This window comes from Achromobacter sp. MFA1 R4, assembly GCF_900156745.1.
Classification (GTDB): domain Bacteria; phylum Pseudomonadota; class Gammaproteobacteria; order Burkholderiales; family Burkholderiaceae_B; genus Achromobacter.
Genome location: NZ_LT707065.1, coordinates 3,066,917 through 3,087,983, shown reverse-complemented (window position 1 = coordinate 3,087,983; position 21,067 = coordinate 3,066,917). Strand labels below are relative to the sequence as shown.

The 21,067-nt window shown below is 67.6% G+C and carries 17 protein-coding genes; 14 read left to right on the top strand and 3 right to left on the bottom strand.

Translation table 11 applies throughout. From position 1 onward, the window contains the following. Positions 1-55 precede the first annotated feature (55 nt). Entirely contained in the window at positions 56-1,627 is a 1,572-nt protein-coding gene (locus BXA00_RS13940) for an ABC transporter substrate-binding protein (RefSeq protein WP_076519026.1), read from the bottom strand. Between the two features lie 183 nt (positions 1,628-1,810). Continuing rightward, positions 1,811-2,308 carry a MarR family winged helix-turn-helix transcriptional regulator gene (locus BXA00_RS13935; protein WP_076519025.1) on the bottom strand — a complete coding sequence of 166 codons (498 nt, stop codon included), beginning with the start codon at positions 2,306-2,308 and terminating at the stop codon, positions 1,811-1,813. Between the two features lie 367 nt (positions 2,309-2,675). On the opposite strand from BXA00_RS13935, the gene BXA00_RS13930 reads away from it, so the two are divergent. From BXA00_RS13930 to BXA00_RS13865, 14 genes are all read left to right on the top strand, one after another. Continuing rightward, complete coding sequence (locus BXA00_RS13930) at positions 2,676-4,922, top strand: indolepyruvate ferredoxin oxidoreductase subunit alpha (RefSeq protein ID WP_076519024.1); 2,247 nt, start codon at positions 2,676-2,678, stop codon at positions 4,920-4,922. 12 nt (positions 4,923-4,934) lie between these two features. Beyond that, a complete protein-coding gene (locus BXA00_RS13925; RefSeq protein WP_076519023.1) occupies positions 4,935-6,479 on the top strand; it encodes an indolepyruvate oxidoreductase subunit beta family protein in 1,545 nt (514 codons plus the stop codon). A gap of 27 nt (positions 6,480-6,506) precedes the next feature. After that, positions 6,507-7,484: a PDR/VanB family oxidoreductase gene (locus BXA00_RS13920; RefSeq protein WP_076519022.1), complete on the top strand. Its 978-nt coding sequence runs from the start codon at positions 6,507-6,509 to the stop codon at positions 7,482-7,484. A 21-nt stretch (positions 7,485-7,505) separates the two neighbouring features. After that, positions 7,506-8,825 carry an aromatic ring-hydroxylating dioxygenase subunit alpha gene (locus BXA00_RS13915; protein WP_076519021.1) on the top strand — a complete coding sequence of 440 codons (1,320 nt, stop codon included), beginning with the start codon at positions 7,506-7,508 and terminating at the stop codon, positions 8,823-8,825. Next, entirely contained in the window at positions 8,822-9,313 is a 492-nt protein-coding gene (locus BXA00_RS13910; protein WP_076519020.1) for an aromatic-ring-hydroxylating dioxygenase subunit beta, read from the top strand. The genes BXA00_RS13915 and BXA00_RS13910 overlap by 4 nt, the downstream gene beginning before the upstream one ends. Before the next feature lie 9 nt (positions 9,314-9,322). Beyond that, positions 9,323-10,963 carry an AMP-binding protein gene (locus BXA00_RS13905; RefSeq protein ID WP_076519019.1) on the top strand — a complete coding sequence of 547 codons (1,641 nt, stop codon included), beginning with the start codon at positions 9,323-9,325 and terminating at the stop codon, positions 10,961-10,963. Continuing rightward, the gene (locus BXA00_RS13900) at positions 10,960-12,129 is read left to right on the top strand and encodes a thiolase family protein (protein WP_076519018.1); all 1,170 of its coding nucleotides are present in this window, start codon (positions 10,960-10,962) and stop codon (positions 12,127-12,129) included. Before BXA00_RS13905 ends, BXA00_RS13900 begins: the two co-directional genes overlap by 4 nt. Then, entirely contained in the window at positions 12,126-13,376 is a 1,251-nt protein-coding gene (locus tag BXA00_RS13895; RefSeq protein ID WP_076519017.1) for an SDR family NAD(P)-dependent oxidoreductase, read from the top strand. The genes BXA00_RS13900 and BXA00_RS13895 overlap by 4 nt, the downstream gene beginning before the upstream one ends. Before the next feature lie 52 nt (positions 13,377-13,428). After that, entirely contained in the window at positions 13,429-14,214 is a 786-nt protein-coding gene (locus BXA00_RS13890; RefSeq protein WP_056568924.1) for a cyclase family protein, read from the top strand. Positions 14,215-14,251: 37 nt separating this feature from the next. Continuing rightward, positions 14,252-14,980: an SDR family NAD(P)-dependent oxidoreductase gene (locus BXA00_RS13885; RefSeq protein WP_076519016.1), complete on the top strand. Its 729-nt coding sequence runs from the start codon at positions 14,252-14,254 to the stop codon at positions 14,978-14,980. Between the two features lie 177 nt (positions 14,981-15,157). Next, on the top strand, positions 15,158-16,309 hold the full coding sequence (locus BXA00_RS13880) for an ABC transporter substrate-binding protein (RefSeq protein WP_076519015.1): 1,152 nt from the start codon (positions 15,158-15,160) through the stop codon (positions 16,307-16,309). Between the two features lie 162 nt (positions 16,310-16,471). Next, positions 16,472-17,512: a branched-chain amino acid ABC transporter permease gene (locus BXA00_RS13875; RefSeq protein ID WP_076519014.1), complete on the top strand. Its 1,041-nt coding sequence runs from the start codon at positions 16,472-16,474 to the stop codon at positions 17,510-17,512. Next, complete coding sequence (locus BXA00_RS13870; protein WP_076519013.1) at positions 17,509-19,302, top strand: ATP-binding cassette domain-containing protein; 1,794 nt, start codon at positions 17,509-17,511, stop codon at positions 19,300-19,302. Before BXA00_RS13875 ends, BXA00_RS13870 begins: the two co-directional genes overlap by 4 nt. Further along, the gene (locus BXA00_RS13865; RefSeq protein WP_076519012.1) at positions 19,302-20,039 is read left to right on the top strand and encodes an ABC transporter ATP-binding protein; all 738 of its coding nucleotides are present in this window, start codon (positions 19,302-19,304) and stop codon (positions 20,037-20,039) included. The genes BXA00_RS13870 and BXA00_RS13865 overlap by 1 nt, the downstream gene beginning before the upstream one ends. A gap of 58 nt (positions 20,040-20,097) precedes the next feature. On the opposite strand, the gene BXA00_RS13860 is transcribed toward BXA00_RS13865, so the two are convergent. Beyond that, positions 20,098-21,033 (bottom strand): glycosyltransferase family A protein, encoded by a 936-nt coding sequence (locus BXA00_RS13860; protein WP_076519011.1) that lies wholly within the window; start codon positions 21,031-21,033, stop codon positions 20,098-20,100. Positions 21,034-21,067: the final 34 nt, after the last annotated feature.

The following is a 21,067-nucleotide window of genomic DNA, read 5'->3' as shown; positions in this document are numbered from 1 at the left end:
CGGAAAAAAGCAAGACGGCGGAACCGGGCAGGTCCCGCCGTCTGGTTAGCCTGGATCAGTCGATCTTGACCCAATCGGCAACGAGGCGATTGTCGGCGCGGTGGACGACCGTGACGTTCTTGCGCATCGCCCAGGGGATGACCTGGTCATGCAGCGGGATGTGCCCGAAGTCCTTGGCGTGCCCTTCCAGCACCGCGACGATATCGGCGTCGCGCTTCTTCGGATCGGTCTCGGTCTTGATCCGGTCGATGATGACGTCCAGTTCCTTGTTGCTGTAGTTGCCCAGGTTGTACATGCCGTCCGCGCCCTCGCCCTTGGTGCGGATCAGGTTCTGCAGCGTGTACATGGCGTCGAAGGTGGGCACGCCCCAGCCGAACAGGTAGGCGCTGGTGTCGAACGACTGCACCTTCGGGAAGTAGGTGGAGCGCGGCATCGCGTTCATGGTCGCCTTCACGCCGACCTTGGCCCACATGCCCACCACGGCCTGGCAGATGGCTTCGTCGTTGATGTAGCGATTGTTCGGGCAGTCCAGCGTGAAGTTCAGCGTGCCGTCGTAGCCGGCTTCCTTGAGCAGGGCGCGGGCCTTTTCGGGATCGTACGGCACGCGCTTGTGCAGGGATTCCGTCCAGCCATGCACCTGCGGCGCGATCATCGTGCCGGTGGGCGCGGACAGGCCGCGCATCACGGCGCGCTTGATGGCGTCGACGTCGATGGCGCGGTACAGCGCCTCGCGCACGCGGATGTCCTGGAACGGGTTCTTGCCCTTGATGTTCGAGTACTGCAGCTCGGGACGCTTCTGGTCCAGGCCCAGGTAGATGGTGCGGTATTCGTTGCCCTCGACCACCTTCTGCGACTGGCGCAGGCGGTCCAGGTCCTGCGCGGCGGGGTCGAGCACGAAGTCGATCTCGCCCGACAGCAGCGCGGCGGTGCGCGTGGCGTTCTGCTTGATCGGCGTGAACACGACTTCGGTCACGTTGCCGACCTTGCCGGCCTTGTTCCACCAGTCCTTGTTTTCCTCGAAGACCGTGCGCACGTCGACTTCGCGGCTCTTGAGCTTGTAGGGACCGGTGCCGTTGGTGTTGCGCGCGCCGAACGTGTCTTCCTTGTTGACGAAGTCCTGCGGCTTGGCGATGTTGTTCTTCTCGGACCAGGCCTTGTTCATGATGAACACGTTGGTCAACTGGCGCAGCAGCACGGGGTTGGGCGCCGAGGTCTCGATCTCGACGGTCAGGTCATCGACCTTGCGCGCTTCCTTGATGCCGGTGGTGTAGGCCTTGTAGTTCGACGTCGGCGCCATGGCGCGATGGATCGAGAACACCACGTCGTCCGCGGTGAACGCGGCGCCGTCATGGAATTTCACATTGGGCCGCAGCTTGAAGCGGTACAGCGTGGGCGACACCTGTTCCCATTCGGTGGCCAGGCGCGGGGAAAGCTTGAAAGACTTGTCGTAGTCGACCAGGGGCTCGTAGATGTAGCTGTTGGCGGCGATCGTCATGCCTTCATTCTGCGAGTGCGGGTCGAAGGTGAGGATGTCGCCTTGAGCGGCCCAGCGGAAGGTCTTGGCTTGCCCGATCGAGGGCACTGCCACGGCGGCGGCGATCGCGATAGCAATCAAAGTGCGGCGCATAAGTATCAACTCCTGACAGTAGTCTGAATACCGGCGCGAGTGTGCCTACCCGCGAGAACCGCGTCAATTCAGGGTTTATGCGTACCGGAGGGGGTTTTCACAGAGGAAACACAATCAGGGACATATAAGCTTGTAACAAAACAATTGAACCGAACAATGTTCGATTGCCCGCAAGCATCGGCCCTAGTCGTCCGCGTCCAGCGGAAGCTCCAGAGGGACGTGCTCGGTCATCAGCACATCCAGCATTTCGATCAGGAGCGCGGCCTTCTCTTCGCCGAAAGGCGCCAGCACGGCCTTCTGGTGCTGCAACGCCTGCTCGCACAGGCCGCCGATGAGGTTCGAACCCTTGGCCGTGATGCACACCCGCGTCTGGCGCCGGTCGGCGCGCACGCCGGTGCGGGCCACCAGCCCGTCGGCCTCCATGCGCTGCACCACCTTGCTCAGCGTGGGCTGCTTGGTGATGGCCAGCACCGCCAGGCTGCCGATGGTTTCGCCCGCGCTGCCCTGCAGGCTGGCCAGCACCCGCCATTCGGTCACCGACAAGCCGGCGGCCTTTACCTGCTGGTGGAATTCCGCCGAGATGCGCTGGCTGGCCTGCGCCAGCAGATAGGCCAGGTAGCCGTCGACGAACCGGGGGCCCGCGACGGCCGCGCGCGCGCCGCGTGGCTTATCTGGCCGCATGTTGCTTTGCTCCCACGCACTGGTTTCCAAGGCCCGCCCCTTTGCCGAAAAGCGCATTGCACCACGACGGCGCAGCCACGCGCCATGATGTACCGCAATGCTGTTGCGCAGCACAGGGTATACCCCGAATCGCAACCCGTTTTTGCACCATGTCAGCGCCCCGCCCCGACCAAAAACCTAGAGAACAACCAGTATATACACCCTTGTTTTAGCGTGATATTTTTTAATTTCCATGAAATTTCATCTTTTTTATTGACAGCTAAAACGTTGACTCCTAAAGTATTTTTCAAGCGATGTTTTCGTGGCAATGCGATGCTGCGGGGCAGCACGGATTAAGGACCCGGCAGGGTCCGCGAAAGGGATCCAGATGGCAGAAAGGTCTTTCAAGAAAGAAGTCCAGCAACTGCGTATAGGCGCGGGCGAGGAATTCCGCGGCGAAGGGATTCTTGCGGTCACGAAGGCGCTGCTGCAATCGGGCGTGGGCTACGTCGCCGGGTATCAGGGATCGCCGATCTCGCACCTGATGGACGTGCTGGCCGACGCCAACGACATCCTGCAGGAACTGGGCGTGCACTTCGAGGCCAGCGCCTCGGAAGCCACCGCCGCCGCCACGCTGGCCGCTTCGGTCATGTACCCCATCCGCGGCGCCGTCACCTGGAAGTCCACCGTGGGCACCAACGTCGCCTCCGACGCGCTGGCCAACCTGGCCTCGGGCGGCGTCACGGGCGGCGCGCTGGTCATCGTGGGCGAAGACTACGGCGAGGGCTCGTCCATCATGCAGGAACGCTCGCACGCGTTCGCCATGAAGTCGCAGATCTGGCTGCTGGACCCGCGTCCCAACCTGGAAAGCATGGTCAAGGCCGTGGAAGACGGCTTCTCGCTGTCGGAAGCCAGCAAGACGCCCGTGATGCTGCAATTGCGCATCCGCGGCTGCCATGTGCACGGACGCTTCATCGCCAAGGAAAACAAGCGGCCCGCCTTCTCGCTGGCCGAGGCGCTGGAAAGCCCGGCGCGCGACACCAGCCGCATCGTGCTGCCGCCCGCGTCGTTCCTGCACGAACAGGAAAAGATCAAGGAGCGCTGGCCCGCCGCCATCCGCTACATCAAGGAACACCAGCTCAACGAGCACTTCGACGGCGACCAGGACGACATCGGCCTGATCCTGCAGGGCGGCCTGTACAACGGCGTCATCCGCGCGCTGCAGCTCCTGGGCCTGGCCGACAACTTCGGCAACAGCCGCATCCCGCTGTACGTCATGAACGTGACCTACCCCGTCATCGAGGACGAGGTCATCGATTTCTGCCGCGGCAAGCGCGCGGTGCTGCTGCTGGAAGAAGGCCAGCCCGACTACATCGAGCAGAACCTGCATGCGGTGCTGCGCCGCGCGGGCGTGGGCACGCGCCTGTCCGGCAAAGACGTGCTGCCGATGGCCGGCGAATACACCACCCAGGTCATGCGCGACGGCCTGCGCGAATTCCTCAAGCGCAACCGGCCCGAATCGTTGCAGACGCATCCGGCCGTGGCGGCGGACGCGCAGGCGCAGGCAACGGGCCAGACACAGGACGACGCGCGCCAGCTCACCATCACGGAAGTGTCGCGCCCCAAGCCCGCGCGTCCCGCCGAACAGCCGATCACCTTCCACAAGCACGTCGAGAACCTGGCCGCCGTGGTGCCGCCGCGTCCCGCGGGCTTCTGTACGGGCTGTCCGGAACGGCCCATCTTTTCCGCGTTGACGCTGGCGCAGGAAACGCTGGGCCAGCATCACATTTCCTGCGACATCGGCTGCCACCTGTTCTCCATCCTGCCGCCCTTCAACCTGGGCGCCACCACGATGGGCTATGGACTGGGCGCCTCCAGCGCGGCGGCCTTCAACGTGCCCGCCGCCAAGCGGCCCATCTCCATCATGGGCGACGGCGGCTTCTGGCATAACGGGCTGGCGTCCGGCATCGGCAACGCGGTCTTCAACAAGTACGACGGCGTCATCGTCATCGTCGACAACTTCTACGCGTCGGCCACCGGCGGACAGGACATCCTGTCGTCGCGCGCCGACAATCCCGACCGCTCGACCAACAACCCCATCGACGCCGCCGTGCGCGGCGTGGGCGTGAAGTGGGTGCGCACGCTGGACCGCACCTACGACGTGGCCAAGGTGCGCGCCACCCTCGAAGAGGCGCTAACCACCGACATCAAGGGTCCCAAGGTCATCATCGCGCAATCCGAATGCATGCTGAACAAGCAGCGGCGCGTGAAGCCGCTCTTCAACAAGGCGGTCAAGGAAGGCAAGCGCGTGGTGAAGGAACGCTTCGGCGTGGACCCCGACGTCTGCACCGGCGACCACGCCTGTATCCGGCTGTCCGGCTGCCCGTCGCTGACGGTGAAGGACAGCGGCGATCCGCTCAAGGAAGACCCCGTCGCGCACGTGGAAAGCAGCTGCGTGGGCTGTGGCAATTGCGGTGAGGTCGCCCATGCCGCCGTGCTGTGCCCGTCGTTCTACCGCGCCGACATCATCCACAACCCGACCGGCGCCGACCGTTTCCTGGCGCGCATGCGCGGCGCGGTGATCGGTTTTCTGCAGCGCCGCCGCGCGGCGCGCCTGGCCCAGAACGCCCTTTAAGGAAGCAGCCCCATGAACGCGGCGGTGATGCAGCAAGGCAACCCCATCAAGATCGCCATCCTGGCCATGGGCGGCCAGGGCGGCGGCGTGCTGGCCGACTGGATCGTCGACATGGCCGAGCATGCCGGCTGGTGGGCGCAGACCACCTCGGTGCCGGGCGTGGCCCAGCGCACGGGCGCGACGATCTACTACCTGGAATTGCTGCCGGAGGCCGATGTCCAGCGTGCCGGCCGCCAGCCCGCGCTGGCCCTGATGCCCACCCCGGGCGACGTGGACCTGGTGGTCGCCGCCGAACTGATGGAAGGCGGCCGCGCCATCCAGCGCGGCCTGGTGACGCCCGAACGCACGGTGCTGATCACGTCCTCGCACCGCAGCTACGCGGTCAGCGAAAAATCCGCGCCCGGCAACGGCATCGCCGATCCGAACAAGGTGCTGGAGGCCGGGCGCGCCGCGGCCCGGCGCTTCCTCTGTTTCGACCTGCAGGACCTGGCCGATCGCGCCGGCAGCGTGATCAGCGCCAGCCTGTTCGGCGCGGTGGCCGGCAGCGGCGCCCTGCCCTTCGCCCGTGAGGACTTCGAGGCCACCGTGCGCCGCGCCGGCCTGGGCGTGGAGGCGAGCCTGCGCGCCTTTGCGCTGGGCTTCGAGTCGGCCGACAAGGCGCCGGGGCAGCCCGCCGCCATCGATCAGGCGCGGCCCGTGCCGCCCGTGCCCGAACGCGCAGCCAGCCCCCGCGCGCAGGCCTTGCTGGACACGATACGCCGCGACTTCCCCGCCTGTGCGCAGCCCATGCTGACCGCGGGCGTGCGCCGCCAGATCGAGTTCCAGGACCTGGCCTACGCCGAAGACTACCTGCGCCGCATGAAGGCGATCCGCGACCTGGACGCCCAGCACGGCGGCGACGCCCGGCAATGGGCGCTGACCTGTGCGGCGGCGCGCTACGTGGCCACGGCCATGGCCTATGACGACGTGATCCGTGTGGCGGACCTGAAAACGCGCGGCACGCGCTTTGACCGCGTGCGCACCGAAGTGGGCGCGCGCCCCGGCCAGCTCGTCGACACGACCGAGTTCATGCACCCCCGGCTGGAAGAAATCTGCGGCACCCTGCCCACGCGGCTGGGCCGCTGGCTCGAAGGATCCAAGGCGTTCGGCGGCTTCGTGGAGCGCCGCCTCGGCAAGGGCCGCCGCCTGCGCAGCGGCACGCTCGGCGGATTCCTGATGCTGTACGCGCTTGCGGGCATGCGCCGCTTCCGGCGCAGCACGCTGCGCCACCAGATCGAGACCGAATCCCTTGAAACCTGGCTGGCGCTGGTCGCCCGGCTGGCGCCGCGCGACTACGCGCTGGCGGTCGAGACCGTCAACTGCCGCCGCCTGGTCAAGGGCTATAGCGATACCCATGCGCGCGGCGGCGGCAAGTACCGCCAGCTCATTGCCGCGGCAGACCAGCTTGCCGGCCGTCCCGACGCCGCCGAGGCATTGCGCGCGCTGCGCGACACCGCGCTCGCCAACGTGAAATGCGAGCCGATGGAACGCCAGATCGCCGAAAAACTGGCCGCCTGAGGCCGACACCAGAAAGAGACAGACATCGTGCAGACACTCAAACTGATCGTCCGGGAAGTCCGGCAGGAATCACCGTTGATCCGCTCGTTCCGGCTGGCGCGCGAAGACGGCGGCGCGCTGCCCGCCTTCGGCCCCGGCGCGCACCTGAAGGTGACGGTGCCGGGCCTGCGCGACCCGCGCTGCTATTCCCTGGTGCAGCTGGCGCCCGAGGCGGGACGCTTTGCCGAGCCCGCCGAATACCGCCTGGGCGTGCGGCTGGAAGAGACCAGCCAGGGCGGATCGCGCCACATGCACGCGCTGGCCGAGGGCGACACGCTGAGCGTCGAAGGCCCCAAGAACGATTTCCCGCTGCATGAATCGCCCGCGGGCGACGAGCCCGTCGTGCTGATCGCGGGCGGCATCGGCATCACGCCCATCGCGTCCATGGCCGCCGCGCTCAAGGCCGCCGGCCGCGCCTTCCACCTGCATTACTGCGGCCGCAGCAAGGACCAGCTTGCGTTCCTGCCCGAACTGCAGGCGCTGGCGGGCGGCGACCTGACGCTGCACGCCGACGACGATCCGTCCAGCCGCTTCGACCTGCAGGCGCTGCTGGAATCGGCCACGCCGCGCCAGCATCTGTACGTCTGCGGACCGAAGGGCCTGATCGACGCCGTCATCCAGGGCGCGCACGCGCGGCACTGGCCCGACGCCCACATCCATTTCGAACTCTTCGCGACGGCGGCGCCGCAGGCCGGCGACCAGCCCTTCGAGGTCGAACTGCGCCAGTCCGGCCGCACGCTGACGATTCCCGCCGACAAGACCATCGTCGAAGTCATGGAAGAAGAAGGCTGCGATCCGATGTTCGACTGCAAGCGCGGCGAATGCGGCGTCTGCCAGGCCACCGTGCTGGAAGGCGAACCCGACCACCGGGACTACTACCTTTCCGACACCGAAAAGGCCAGCGGCAAGATCATCCAGATCTGCATCTCGCGCGCCAAGTCCGCGCGCCTGGTGCTGGATCTGTAGGCCCCCGACAAGGAAGCGACCATGGCCAAGTACCGCGACAATCCCGACGCCATCCGCGCCCTGTTGCGCGACACCGAGGTGCACAAGGATCTCTTCATCGACCAGGAGCTGTTCGACCTGGAAATGGAGCGCCTGTACGCCAACACCTGGGTCTACGTCGGCCACGACAGCCAGGTGCCCAATCCGGGTGACTACATCACCACCACCGTGGGCAACCAGCCCGTGGTGATGGTGCGCCACAGCGACAAGAGCGTGCGCGTGCTGCACAACCGCTGCCCGCACAAGGGCACGATGGTGGCGGGGGACGCCTGCGGCAACACCGGCAAGTTCTTCCGCTGCCCCTACCACGCCTGGACCTTCAAGACCGACGGCAGCCTGCTGTCGATTCCCCTGAAGAAGGGCTATGAGAACACCGGCCTGGAAAACTGCGAAGCCAGCCAGGGCATGGCCGCCGTCAAGGACGTGCGCAACCATCGCGGCTTCGTGTTCTGCCGGTTGAATCCCGAAGGCCAGTCGTTCGAGGAATTCTTCGGCGACTCGCTGTCCACGCTGGACAACATGGTCGACCGCTCGCCGGAAGGCCGCCTCGAAGTCGCCGGCGGCGTGCTGCGCTACATGCACCGCTGCAACTGGAAGATGCTGGTCGACAACCAGACCGACACCTGCCATCCGATGGTTGCCCACGAATCCTCCGCGGGCACGGCGGTCAAGGTCTGGGAGCAGGCGCCCGCAGGCACGCCAAAGCCCATGGCGGTGGAGCTCTTTGCGCCGTTCATCTCGCCCTACGAGTTCTTCGAGAACATGGGCATCCGTGTCTGGGAGAACGGACATGGCCACACCGGCGTGTCGGATTCGATCCACGCCTCGTACTCGGGGATTCCCGGCTACTGGGAATCGATGGTGCACGCCTATGGCGAGGACCGCGCCAAGGCGATCCTGGGCGACGTGCGCCACAACACGGTGTACTTCCCCAACATCATGGTCAAGGGCCCGATCCAGACGCTGCGCATCTTCAAGCCCATCGCCGCCGACCGCACGCTGGTGGAGTCCTGGACCTTCCGCCTGGTGGGCGCGCCGGACCTGCTGCTGGAGCGCACGCTCATGTACAACCGGCTCATCAACGCGCCCACCTCGGTGGTGGGCCACGACGACCTGGAAATGTACGAGCGCGCGCAGGACGGGCTGCATTCGCGCGCGCGCGACTGGGTGAACGTGGGGCGGCTCTTCACGCCCGGCGAGGAAGGCCAGAAGAACGTCGTCACCAATGGCACCAACGAATGGCAGATGCGCAACCAGTACCGCGCATGGGGCCGCTACATGACCGGACCGGAGTCGGTATGAGCGCAAGCGACCGCGAGTTGATCGATTTTGTCTATGCCGAAGCGCGCATGCTGGACGAGCTGCGCTTCGAGGACTGGCTGGACCTCTACACCGACGACGGCTACTACTGGATGCCGCTGGCCCACGGCCAGACGGACCCGAAGCTGCACGCCTCGCTGATGTACGAGGACAAGCTGCTGCTGCGCGTGCGCGTGGAGCGGCTGGCGGGCCAGCGCACGTTCTCGCAGCAGCCCAAGAGCCGCTGCCATCATCTGCTGCAGGCGCCGGCCATCGAGCACGGCCATCCGGAATCCGCGCCGGCCGAGGGCCGCCACGTGGTGCGCACCGCGTTCCATTACGTCGAAACCCGGCTGGATGTGCAGACGCTGTACGCGGGCTGGGCGACGCACCATCTGGTGGAGCAGGACGGCGCGCTGCGCATCCGCTTGAAGCGCGTGGACCTCGTCAACTGCGACGCGGCCTTCGGCAACATCCAATTGTTCATGTAGGAGCGGAGCGTGAACGCCACCGTCCACCAGGCTTTTGCCGACACCGCCGCCCGCCATGGCGGCCAGCCCTTCCTGTGCATCCTGCCGGAAACGGCCGCCGCCTATGGCATCGAAGCGGGCGAACTGACGTACGGCAAGGCGGCCGACGCCATCGAGACCCTGCGCGCCGCGTACGCCCAGGCCGGCTACGGCCATGGCCACCGCGCCGGCCTGCTGCTGGAAAACCGGCCCGCCTTCTTCCTGCACTGGTTCGCGCTGAACGCGCTGGGCGTGTCGGTGGTGCCGATCAACCCGGACCTGCGCGCCGCCGAACTCGAATACCTGGCCGGCCACTCCGAGATCGCGCTGGCGGTGGCGCTGCCCGGCCGCCACGCGGACCTGCTGGCCGCCGCGCAACGCGCCGGGCGCGAACTGCGCGTGATGGGGCCGGACGATGCGCCGCCCGCCGCGCCCTTTCCCGCGCCGCGGCAAGGCACGGCGCCTTCCGAACTGACCGAGTGCGCGCTGCTGTACACGTCGGGCACCACCGGCCGCCCCAAGGGCTGCATCCTGCCCAACCGCTATTTCCTGCATGCGGGCGGCTGGTACGCGCGCATCGGCGGCCTGGCCGCGCTGCGGCCCGGGCAGGAACGCATGCTGACGCCGCTGCCGCTGGTGCACATGAACGCCATGGCGTATTCGGCGATGGCGATGGTAGTGACGGGCGGCTGCCTGATCCCGCTGGACCGCTTCCATCCCCGTTCCTGGTGGGACAGCGTGCGCGAATCGCGCGCCACCGTGCTGCACTACCTGGGCGTCATGCCCGCGATCCTGATGAAGGCCGAGCCGTCCGACCGCGACCGGCAGCCAGCCATCCGCTTCGGCTTCGGCGCGGGCGTGGACCGCAAGCTGCATGCGCCCTTCGAGGCGCGCTTCGGCTTTCCGCTGCTGGAGGCCTGGGCCATGACCGAGACCGGCGCGGGCGCCGTCATCATCGCCAACCAGGAGCCGCGCCACGTAGGCACCAGCAGCTTCGGCAGCGAGGAAGACGACGTGGAAGTGCGCATCGTGACCGACGCGGGCGAGCCCGCGGCCATCGGCGAACCCGGCGAGCTGCTGGTGCGCCACGCCGGGGACGATCCGCGCTACGGCTTTTTCGCCGGCTACCTGAAGGACGAGGCGGCCACCAACGAGGCCTGGGAAGGCGGCTGGTTCCACACCGGCGACATCGTGCGCCGCGAGGCCGACGGCGCCCTGCGTTTCGTGGACCGCAAGAAAAACGTCATCCGCCGCAGCGGCGAGAACATCTCCGCGGTGGAAGTGGAAAGCGTGCTGATGCAGCACCCGCTGGTCAAGGCGGTGGCGGTGGCCGCCGTGCCGGACCCGGTGCGCGGCGACGAGGTGCTGGCCTGCGTGGTGCCCGAGACCGCGCCCGCCGACGCGGCCGCGATGGCCGAGGCCGCGCGCGCCATCGTGGCATGGAGCCTGGAGCAACTGGCCTATTACAAGGCGCCCGGCTATGTCGCGTTCGTGGACAGCCTGCCGCTGACCACCACCAACAAGATCCAGCGTGGCGAGATGAAGGCGCTGGCGCCCACCCTGCCGGGCACGACCCGCTGCGTGGACACCTGCCACATGAAGAAGCGCCCGGCCGAGGGGACCCACCGATGAGCCGCCTGGGCTACGACGGCGTCGTGGCGGCCCTGCCCGTCACGATTCCGTACGAACGCTACTCCACGCATGCCGCGCACTGGTGGCTGGGACGCGCGCTGGGCGCGCTGATCCGGCAGTCCGGCCTGGCCAAGACCGACGTCGACGGCCTGTGCGTGTCCAGCTTCACGCTCGCGCCCGACACCGCGGTCGGCCTGGTCCAGCACCTGGGGATGACGCCGCGCTGGCTCGACCACATTCCGATGGGCGGCGCGAGCGGCGTGGCCGCGCTGCGCCGCGCGGCGCGCGCCGTGCAGGCGGGCGACGCCGAGGTCGTGGCCTGCCTGGCCGGCGACACCAACCACGTGGACTCGTTCCGCAACACGGTCAGCCAGTTTTCGCGCTTTGCGCAGGACGCCGTCTACCCCTATGGCGCGGGCGGCCCGAACGCCAGCTTCGCGCTGCTGACGGCCAACTACATGCGCCAGACCGGCGCCACCCGCGAGGATTTCGGCAAGCTGTGCGTGGCGCAGCGCGACAACGCCCTGCGCTATCCGCACGCCCTCATGAAGAAGCCGCTGACGCTGGCGCAGTATCTGGACGCGCGCGTCATCACCGAGCCGATCCACCTGTTCGACTGCGTCATGCCCTGCGCCGGCGCCGACGCCTTCCTGGTCATGAGCGAGGACCGCGCACGGGCGCTGAAGCTGCCTTACGCGCGCATCCTGTCCACCATCGAACGCCACAACGCCTGGATCGACGACCCGGTCCAGACCCGAGGCGGCTGGACCCTGGACGTAGACGAACTGTACGGACAGGCTGGGGCCGCCCCCGCCGACATGGATTTCCTGCAGGCCTACGACGACTACCCGGTCATCAACCTGATGCAGATCGAAGACCTGGGCTTCTGCGACAAAGGCGCGGCCCCGCAGTTCGTGCGGGACAACACCTTCACCGTGGACGGCAGCTTCCCGTTCAACACCAACGGCGGCCAGTTGTCGGTGGGCCAGGCGGGCGCGGCCGGGGGGTATCTCGGCCTGGTCGAGGCGCTGCGCCAGTTGACCGGCACCGCGGGCGGCACCCAGGTGGCCGATGCGCGCCTGGGGCTGGTCAGCGGCTTCGGCATGATCAATTACGACCGCGGGCTGTGCACGGCCGCGGCCATCCTGGCAAGGAGCGACGCATGACCGAGCCGCTGGCCAAGCCGCCCCGCAAGAATCCCGTCGCGCGGACCCGGCAGCCCACGCTGCCGCCCGGCTCGCGCAGCCGCAGCGCGCTGGGCCTGACCGCCGCCGCCGCCGAAGGGCGTTTCGATCTGCAGACCTGCGCCGACTGCGGCACGGTGCAGTATCCGCCGCGCGAGGTCTGCGGCCATTGCCTGTCCGAACATCTGCCCTGGCGCCCTGCCGACCCGAACGGCGTGCTGCTCGTCAGCACGACCCTGCATCACAGCAACGACCTGTACTTCCGCGAACGCCTGCCCTGGCGCGTGGGCACGGTGCGGATGGACGCCGGGCCGTCCGTCGTGGCGCACGTCCACCAGGACTGCATCGACGGCGGCCGCGTGCGCCTGGCCCTGAAACTGGACCGCAGCGGCCAGGCCGTGATGATCGCCCTGCCCGAAAGGAATACCCCGAACATGGAAGACGACAAGACGCTGCGCGAAACCTCGTGCGACCCGAAATTCCGCCGCGCGCTGGTCACCGACGGCAAATCGGCCGTTGGCCAGGCGGTGGCGCGCGCGCTGCTGGACGCGGGCAGCCCGCTGGTCTTCCTGGGCGATCCGCAGGCCTGGAAGCGCGATGCCGCCTTCGACGCGCTGGCGGCCGATCCGCGCGTGCAGGCCGTGACGCTAGACGTGACCGATACCGATTCCGTCGAACGCGTGGCCGCCTCGATTGGCGGCAAAGTCGAGATCCTGGTGAACACGGCGGACCTGGAGCGCGAAGGCGGCCTGTTGAACCGCAAGGACGTAAACACCGCGCGCGACGCCATGGACGTGAACGTGCTGGGCCTGATGCGGCTGGCGCAAAGCTTCGGCCCCGCGCTCTGCGGCCGGGCGGCAGATGGCGTGAACAGCGCCGCGGCGTGGGTCAACGTGCTGTCGATCTACGCGCACATGAACCTGCCGTCCCGCGGCATGTGGTCGGCATCCAAGGCCGCGGCACTCTCCCTGGCGCAATGCCTGCGCGCGGAGATGCGTGCGGCAGGGGTGCGGGTCGTGAACGTGTTCCCCGGCCCGGTCGACCACGAATGGGAGCAGCGCACGCCGCCGCCGCGCGTGGCGCCGGCCGCGATCGCGGCGGCCATCGTGCGCGCGCTGAAGGACGGCACCGAGGACGTGTATGTCGGCGACGTGGCGCAGGAATTCCGCGCAAGACTGGCCGAGAACCCGAAGGGACTGGAAAGAGAGCTGGGCGCGGGCGGTGTCTGACACCCCGCCAACCCGGTGTCTGACACCTAAAGAACCAACAGGAGAGCGCATCGTGAGTCAACCCATTCTTGCCCAATTCATGACCGAACTGGTCTCCGGACGCATCCGCCTGGTGGACCTGACCGAAACCCTGACGCCGGAATTCCCGACCATCGTGCTGCCGCCGGAATTCGGCCAGGCCTGGCCGTTCCGGATCGAGGAAATCTCGCGCTACGACGAGCGCGGGCCGGCCTGGTACTGGAACAACTTCTCTTGCTCGGAACACACCGGCACGCACTTCGACGCGCCCGCGCACTGGGTCACGGGCAAGGACCAGCCGGACAACACGGTGGACACGATTCCCATCGACGCCTTCATCGCCAGCGCCTGCGTGATCGACTGTTCGGCGGAAGCGGCCGGCAATCCGGACTTTCTGCTGACCATCGATTTCGTCAAGAAATGGGAAGAACAGCACGGGCGCATCCCGGCGCGGTCCTGGGTGCTGATGCGCACCGACTGGTCCAAGCGCGCCAAGCCCGCCGAATACCTGAACATGCAGGCCGACGGCGCGCATTCGCCGGGCCCGGACGCGGAGGTCGTGCCCTGGCTCATCAAAGAGCGCGACGTGCATGGCTTTGGCACCGAGTCGGTGGGCACCGACGCCGGCCAGGCCCAGCACCTGGATCCGCCCTACCCCTGCCACTACTACATGCACGGCAACAACCGCTACGGCCTGCAGTGCCTGACCAACCTGGACCAGCTGCCGGCCACGGGCGCGGTGATCTTCTCGGCGCCGCTCAAGATCCGCAGCGGCTCGGGCAGTCCGCTGCGCGTGCTGGCGCTGGCGCCCACGGCCTGATCCGTTTCGGCCCAGACCAATAAATCAAGGGGAAAACATGACGCAAACCCATGTGGCCATCGTGACCGGCGGCAGCGCCGGCATCGGGGCGGAAATCTGCCGCAGCATGCTGGACGCGGGCTACGAGGTGATCTCGATGGCGCGCCGCGCGGCGGACTTCTCGCATCCGCGCCTGCATAACGTGCAGGTGGACCTGCTGGACGCGGCGGCCACTGCGCAGGCCGGCGCCGAGGTGGCGGCGAAATTCCCCGTCAGCCACGTTATCCACAACGCAGGGGTGATCTGGCCCAACCTGCTGCCGCAGGTCACGCAGGAGGAACTGCACGGCCTCACGCAGATCCACCTGGGCGCGGCCATCAGCCTGGTGCAGGCGGCCCTGCCGGGCATGCAGGAACGCAGGTTCGGCCGCATCGTCATGATGTCGTCGCGCGGCGCGCTGGGGCTGCCCACGCGCACCGCCTATTCCGCCACCAAGGCCGGCATGGTGGGCATGGCCCGCACCTGGTCGCTGGAACTGGCGCCGTACGGCATCACGGTCAACGTCGTGGCGCCGGGCCCCATCCAGACCGACATGTTCTACGAGGTGATCGAGGCCGGCAGCGAGCGCGAAAAGAAGCTGGCCGAAGGCATCCCGGTCAAGCGCCTGGGCCGTTCGGACGACGTGGCGCGCGCCGTCATGTTCTTCGCCGATCCCGCCAACAGCTTCGTCACCGGCCAGACGCTGTTCGTCTGCGGCGGCGCCAGCGTCAGCGCCATCACCATCTGATTGCCCGTCGCGCGCGTCGCGCTTCGGGTTTTGACGGATAGGTAAGCACCGGGACCCGGGTCTACAGTGCTGATCCTTGATGGTAAGAAATTTTAAGCAACAAGTATTCCCGCAGTTCCCGCTCTTCTCCGCTTTCCAGCCGCACTCCCACTCTGCTCCCTATCCGGAGGTTTTGCCATGCTGTCGAAGAAACTCCCCCTGGCCGCTGCCGCCGCCGTCGCCGCCCTGTTCGCCCTGCCCGCCCTGGCGCAGGTCAAGGTCGGCGTGGTCACCTCGTCCACCGGTCCCACCGCGCTGGTCGGGATTCCGCAGAAGAACACGGTGCCGCTGCTGCCCAAGAAGATCGGCGACCTGACCGTGGAATACATCTCGCTGGATGACGCCAGCGATTCCACCAACTCGGTCACGGCCTTCAAGAAGCTGATCTCGGAGCAGAACGTGGACGCGCTGATCGGCCCGTCGGGCTCGCCCAACGCCATGGGCGTGATCCAGTTCGCGGCCGAGGCCGGCGTGCCGATGCTGGCGCCGGTGGGCACCGCCGCGGTGGTGCTGCCGATGAACGACCAGAAGAAGTGGGTGTTCAAGACCACGCAGAACGACGACATCATTGCGCGCGCGCTGGTGGACCACATGGCCAAGACCGGCATCAAGACGGTCGGCTTCATCGGCCTGAACGATCCCTATGGCGAGAACTGGTACAAGGTCTTCTCCGCCATGGCCACCGAAAAGGGCATCAAGGTCACCGCCAACGAGCGCTATCTGCGCTTTGACAGCTCGGTCACGGGCCAGGCGCTGAAGATCCTGGCCGCCAAGCCGGACGCCGTGCTGGTGGCCGCCCCCGGCGCCGCCAGCGTGCTGCCGCAGACGACGCTGTTCGATCAGGGCTACAAGGGCAAGTTCTACCAGACGCACGGCGCCGCGCTGCCCGACTTCCTGAAGCTGGGCGGCAAGAAGGTGGAAGGCACGGTGCTGGCCGCCAGCCTGATGCTGGTGCTGCCCGAAATGCCGGACAGCAACCCGTCCAAGAAGGTCGCCACCGACTACATCGCCGCCTACGAAAAGCTCAACGGCTCCAAGCCCGCCACCTTCGGCGCCAACGTCTACGACGCCGGCCTGCTGCTGGAAAAGGCCGTGCCGCTGGCCGAAAAGGCCGGCAAGCCGGGCACCAAGGAGTTCCGCAGCGCGCTGCGCGATGCCCTGGAACAGACCAAGGAGCTGGTCGGCACGCAAGGCGTCTACAACATGAGCGCCGCCGACCACAGCGGCTTTGACGAACGCGGCCGCGAGCTCATCACCGTCAAGGACGGCAACTGGACGCTGGTTAAGTAAAAGGGTTTCCACCCACGCTCAGATGCGCTGCGGGGCGTCGCCAGGAAGCAGTCTCTGCGCGTCCCATCGGGATGCCGCGGATCCGGCTCCGCCGGTCCGCAGGCATGCCCCTGGGGGGAGCGCGCAGCGCTTCGGGGGGAAATCCGTTTTCCGGAATTTCGCATGAATGCACAGATTGCCTTGATACTCGGGCAGGACGGCATCACCAACGGCGCCATCTACGCGCTCCTGGCGTTGTCCATCCTGCTGGTCTTTACCGTCACCCGCGTGCTGTTCATCCCGCAGGGCGAGTTCGTCGCCTTCGGCGCGCTCACCATGGCGGCCATGCAGGCCGGCAAGCCGGTGCTGCTGGTGTGGCTGCTGGCGGCCTTCGCGCTGGCCGAGGTCCTCGCCGACCTCATGGCGCGCCGCAAGCGCCCCGGCCGCGGCCGCGCGCACTGGCGCATGGCGGCCAAGGTGATCTACCCGCTGGCGCTGGCGCTGCTGCTGTACCGGTTGCCGCTGGCGCAATTGCCGATGGCGGTGCAGGCGCTGCTGACGCTGCTGCTGCTGGTGCCGATGGGACCGCAGCTCTATCGCCTGTTCTACCAGCCGATCGCGTCGGCCTCGACGCTGGTGCTGCTGATCGTGTCCATCGCGGTCCACCTGGCGCTGGTCGGGCTGGGACTGCTGGCGTTCGGCGCGGAAGGCGCGCGCACTGCGCCGTTCAGCGACGCCAGCCTGGCGCTGGGCCCCGTCAATGTGAACAGCCAGGCGCTGTGGGTGGTGGCGGTGTCGGTGGTGCTTATCGTCGTGCTGTACCAGTTCTTTGAACGCTCGATGTACGGCAAGGCGCTGCGGGCCGCGGCGTTCAACCGGATCGGCGCGCGCCTGATGGGCATTTCGCCGGTATTCGCGGGCAAGGCCACGTTCTTTCTGGCCGCGCTGATCGGCACCGTCTCGGGCATCCTCATCGCGCCGATCACCACCATGTATTTCGATTCGGGCTTCATGGTCAGCCTGAAGGGCTTCGTGGGCGCGATCATCGGCGGCCTGGTGAGCTATCCGCTGGCCGCGGCGGGCGCCGTGCTGGTCGGCCTGATCGAGGCGTTCTCGTCGTTCTGGGCCAGCGCCTACAAAGAAATCATCGTGTTCACGCTGATCATCCCCGTGCTGCTCTGGCGTTCACTCAAAAGCCATCACGTCGAGGAAGAAGACGAATGACCCCGCGCCACATCCTCCTCGCCTTCCTGGCCCTGCTGGCGCTCGGCCCCCTGGTGCTGCCGCCGTTCTACGTCACGCTGCTGAACTACATCGGCCTGTACGCCCTGGTGGCGCTGGGCCTGGTGCTGCTGACCGGCGTCGGCGGCCTCACCAGCTTCGGGCAGGCCGCCTTCGTGGGCGTGGGCGCCTACACCACGGCCCTGCTCACCACCCGGGCCGACACCCTGCCGTCCTGGCTTGCCTGGCTGGGCGCGTCGCCCTGGCTCACGCTCCTGGCCGGGCTGGCCCTGACGCTGGCGCTGGCCTACCTGCTGGGCGCCATCACGCTGAAGCTGTCGGGCCACTTCCTGCCGCTGGGCACCATCGCCTGGGGCCTGTCGCTGTATTTCGTCTTCGGGTCCGTCGAGGGCCTGGGCGGGCACACCGGCATCCCGGACATCCCGGCCATCAACCTGTTCGGCTGGCCGCTCACGCAGGGCGGCAGCATCTACTACCTGATCTGGGCCTTTCTGCTGGTCGCGGTATGGTCCACGCAAAACCTGCTGGATTCGCGGGAAGGCCGCGCGATCCGGGCGCTCAAGGGCGGGCGCGTGATGGCCGAATCGATGGGCGTGGACACGGCGCGCTCGCGCATGGTGATCTTCGTCATCGCGGCGCTGCAGGCCTGCGCCTCGGGCTGGCTGTACGCGCACATGCAGCGCTTCGTGAATCCCAACCCCTTCGGCCTGCAGATGGGCATCGAATACCTGTTCATGACCGTCATCGGCGGCGCCGGACAGGTCTGGGGCGCGCTGGTCGGCGCGGGCGTCTTCACGGTGCTCAAGCAATGGCTGCAGGACCTCTTGCCCAAGGTGCTGGGCCAGTCCGGCAACTTCGAGGTGATCGTCTTCGGCTTCGGCATGGTGCTGCTGCTGCACCGCGCGCGCAGCGGCCTGTGGCCCGTGCTGACGCGCTGGGTGCCGGTCAAGCGGCAGCCGCGCCGTGTCGACATGACGGCCGAGCCGCTGCCCCGGCGCGCCATGCCGCCGCGCGGCGAAGTGGTGCTCAAGGCCGTGGACGTGACGCGCAAGTTCGGCGGCCTGGTGGCGAACAACGCCATGAACCTGGAGATCCGGGCCGGCGAGGTGCTGGCGCTGATCGGTCCCAACGGCGCGGGCAAGAGCACGATGTTCAACCAGATCTCGGGCGTGGACACGCCGACCTCGGGCCAGGTCACGCTGCTGGGCCAGCCCGTGGCCGGCGTGGGCGCCCGCAAGATCGCGCGGCTGGGCCTGTCGCGCACGTTCCAGCACGTGCGCCTGCTGGGCCGCATGAGCGTGCTGGAGAACGTCGCCATCGGCGCGCACCTGCGCGGCCATCGCGGCGTGCTGCCCGCGGCGTGGCGCCTGGACCGGCCGGAAGAGGCGCGCCTGCTGGCCGAGGCCGCGCGCCAGGTCGAGCGCGTGGGCCTGGGCAAGCATCTGCACGACGAGGCCGGCTCGCTGGCCCTGGGACAGCAGCGCATCCTGGAGATCGCGCGCGCCCTGGCCTCGGATCCCTGCATCCTGCTGCTGGACGAGCCGGCGGCGGGCCTGCGCTACCAGGAAAAGTGCGAACTGGCGGACCTGCTGAAGCGGCTGCGCGCCGAAGGCATGGCCATCCTGCTGGTCGAACACGACATGGACTTCGTGATGGGGCTGGTGGATCGCGTGGTGGTCATGGACTTTGGCGAGAAGATCGCCGAAGGCCTGCCGGCCGAGATCCAGCAGAATCCCGCGGTGCTTGAGGCCTATCTGGGCGGAGTGGAATGATGAGCGCGAAACTGCTGGAAGTGCGCGACCTGCGCGTGGCCTACGACAAGGTGGAAGCCGTCTCGGGCGTCGGCCTGGACGTCGGCGAAGGCCAGATCGTCACCGTGATCGGCCCGAACGGCGCGGGCAAGACCACCCTGCTGTCGGCCATCATGGGGGTGCTGCCCTCGCAAGGCCGGATCGTGTTCGGCGGCAAAGCGCAGGAACACGCCGAGATCGAGGAAATGGTGGCCGCCGGCATGAACCTGGTGCCCGAAAAGCGCGAACTCTTCGCCGAGATGACGGTGGAAGACAACCTCATGCTGGGCGCCTTCGACCGCTATCGGCGCGGCGTGCGCGACCAGGACCAGACCCTGGCCGAGGTCTATGGCCTGTTCCCCCGCCTGCAGGAGCGGCGCGACCAGCTTGCCGGCACGCTCTCCGGCGGCGAGCGCCAGATGCTGGCCGTCGGCCGCGCATTGATGGCCAAGCCGCGCCTGCTGATGCTGGACGAGCCGAGCCTGGGCCTGGCGCCGCGCATCGTGCGCGAGGTGTTTCGCATCGTCGCGCGGCTGCGGGAGATGGGCGTGTCCATCCTGCTCATCGAGCAGAACGCGCGCGCGGCGCTGCAGGTGGCCGACTACGCCTACGTGCTGGAGACCGGCACGGTCACGCTGGAAGGGCCTGCCGCCGAGGTGGCGCAGGACCCGCGCGTGGTGGAGGTATACCTGGGGCTGGGGCATGGCGCGCCCGCCTGATGTGGCCGGCCAGTAGCGGCGGCCTGTCGCGGCCTGCCTGACGCGCGCGGCGGTGCGGCTAGGCCACGCCGCGGCGGCGGTCGCGGCGGTACAGCGCATAGCCCAGCGGATACATCACCCCCACGAGAAACGCCGCGAGGGGGTTGTTGAGCCGGTAGGCCTGCACGGCCGTCGGCACGCCCGAGTGCTTCAGGTGCAGGCGAAAGCGCGTGTAGCGCGCCGCCGCCATCATGAATTCGCGCGGCCGGTAGCGGAAGAATTCCAGGTGGTGCTGCAGCATGTCCCAGGCCAGCAGGTACAGGCCCTGGGCATTGTTGGACACGGATACCGCGCCCTGGCTCAGGCCGCCGGGCGTGTCGTGGTAGGTGCGAACGACGCGGTTGATGAAGCGGCTCAGGTAGCCGGCACGCGCCACCGCCCACCAGACCAGGCTTTCCGGCACGAAACCCGCGACGTCCTCGGGAAAGGGGTACTTCCTGAGGATGTCGGTGCGCATACAGCCGAATTTCTCGCCCTTGATGCGATAGCGGAAATATACGTCGACCGCCGTGCTGTCGAAGACGTCCTGCGGGTAGCGGTCGCCCACGATGGAGCCGTCGGGACGCGCGCACAGGCCGGTGATGGCGAAATAGGATTCGCGCCGGGCGGGCGGGATGGCGTTCCAGGCCTCGTGAAAAATGGCCAGCGCGTCGGCCGGCATTTCGTCGTCGCTGTCCAGGCCGACGATCATCTGGCCGCGCGCCTCGCGCACGCCCCGGTTGAAGGCCGTCTTCTTGTGCTGATTGTTCTGCCAGACGTAGCGGATCGGAAAATCGGCCAGCGACTGCCAGTGCAGGATGGACTCGTGCGTGTTGTCGGTGGAGCCGTCGTCCACCACCACCCATTCGAAATTGCGGAAGCTCTGCCGGCAGAGCGATTCATAGACGCGGTGCAGAGTGCCTGCCCGGTTGTAGGTTGGCGTCAGAACGGTGAAAAAAATCGGTGTGTCGGTCATGCCTGCTGAGCCCCTTGCGATCTTCAGGAAACCG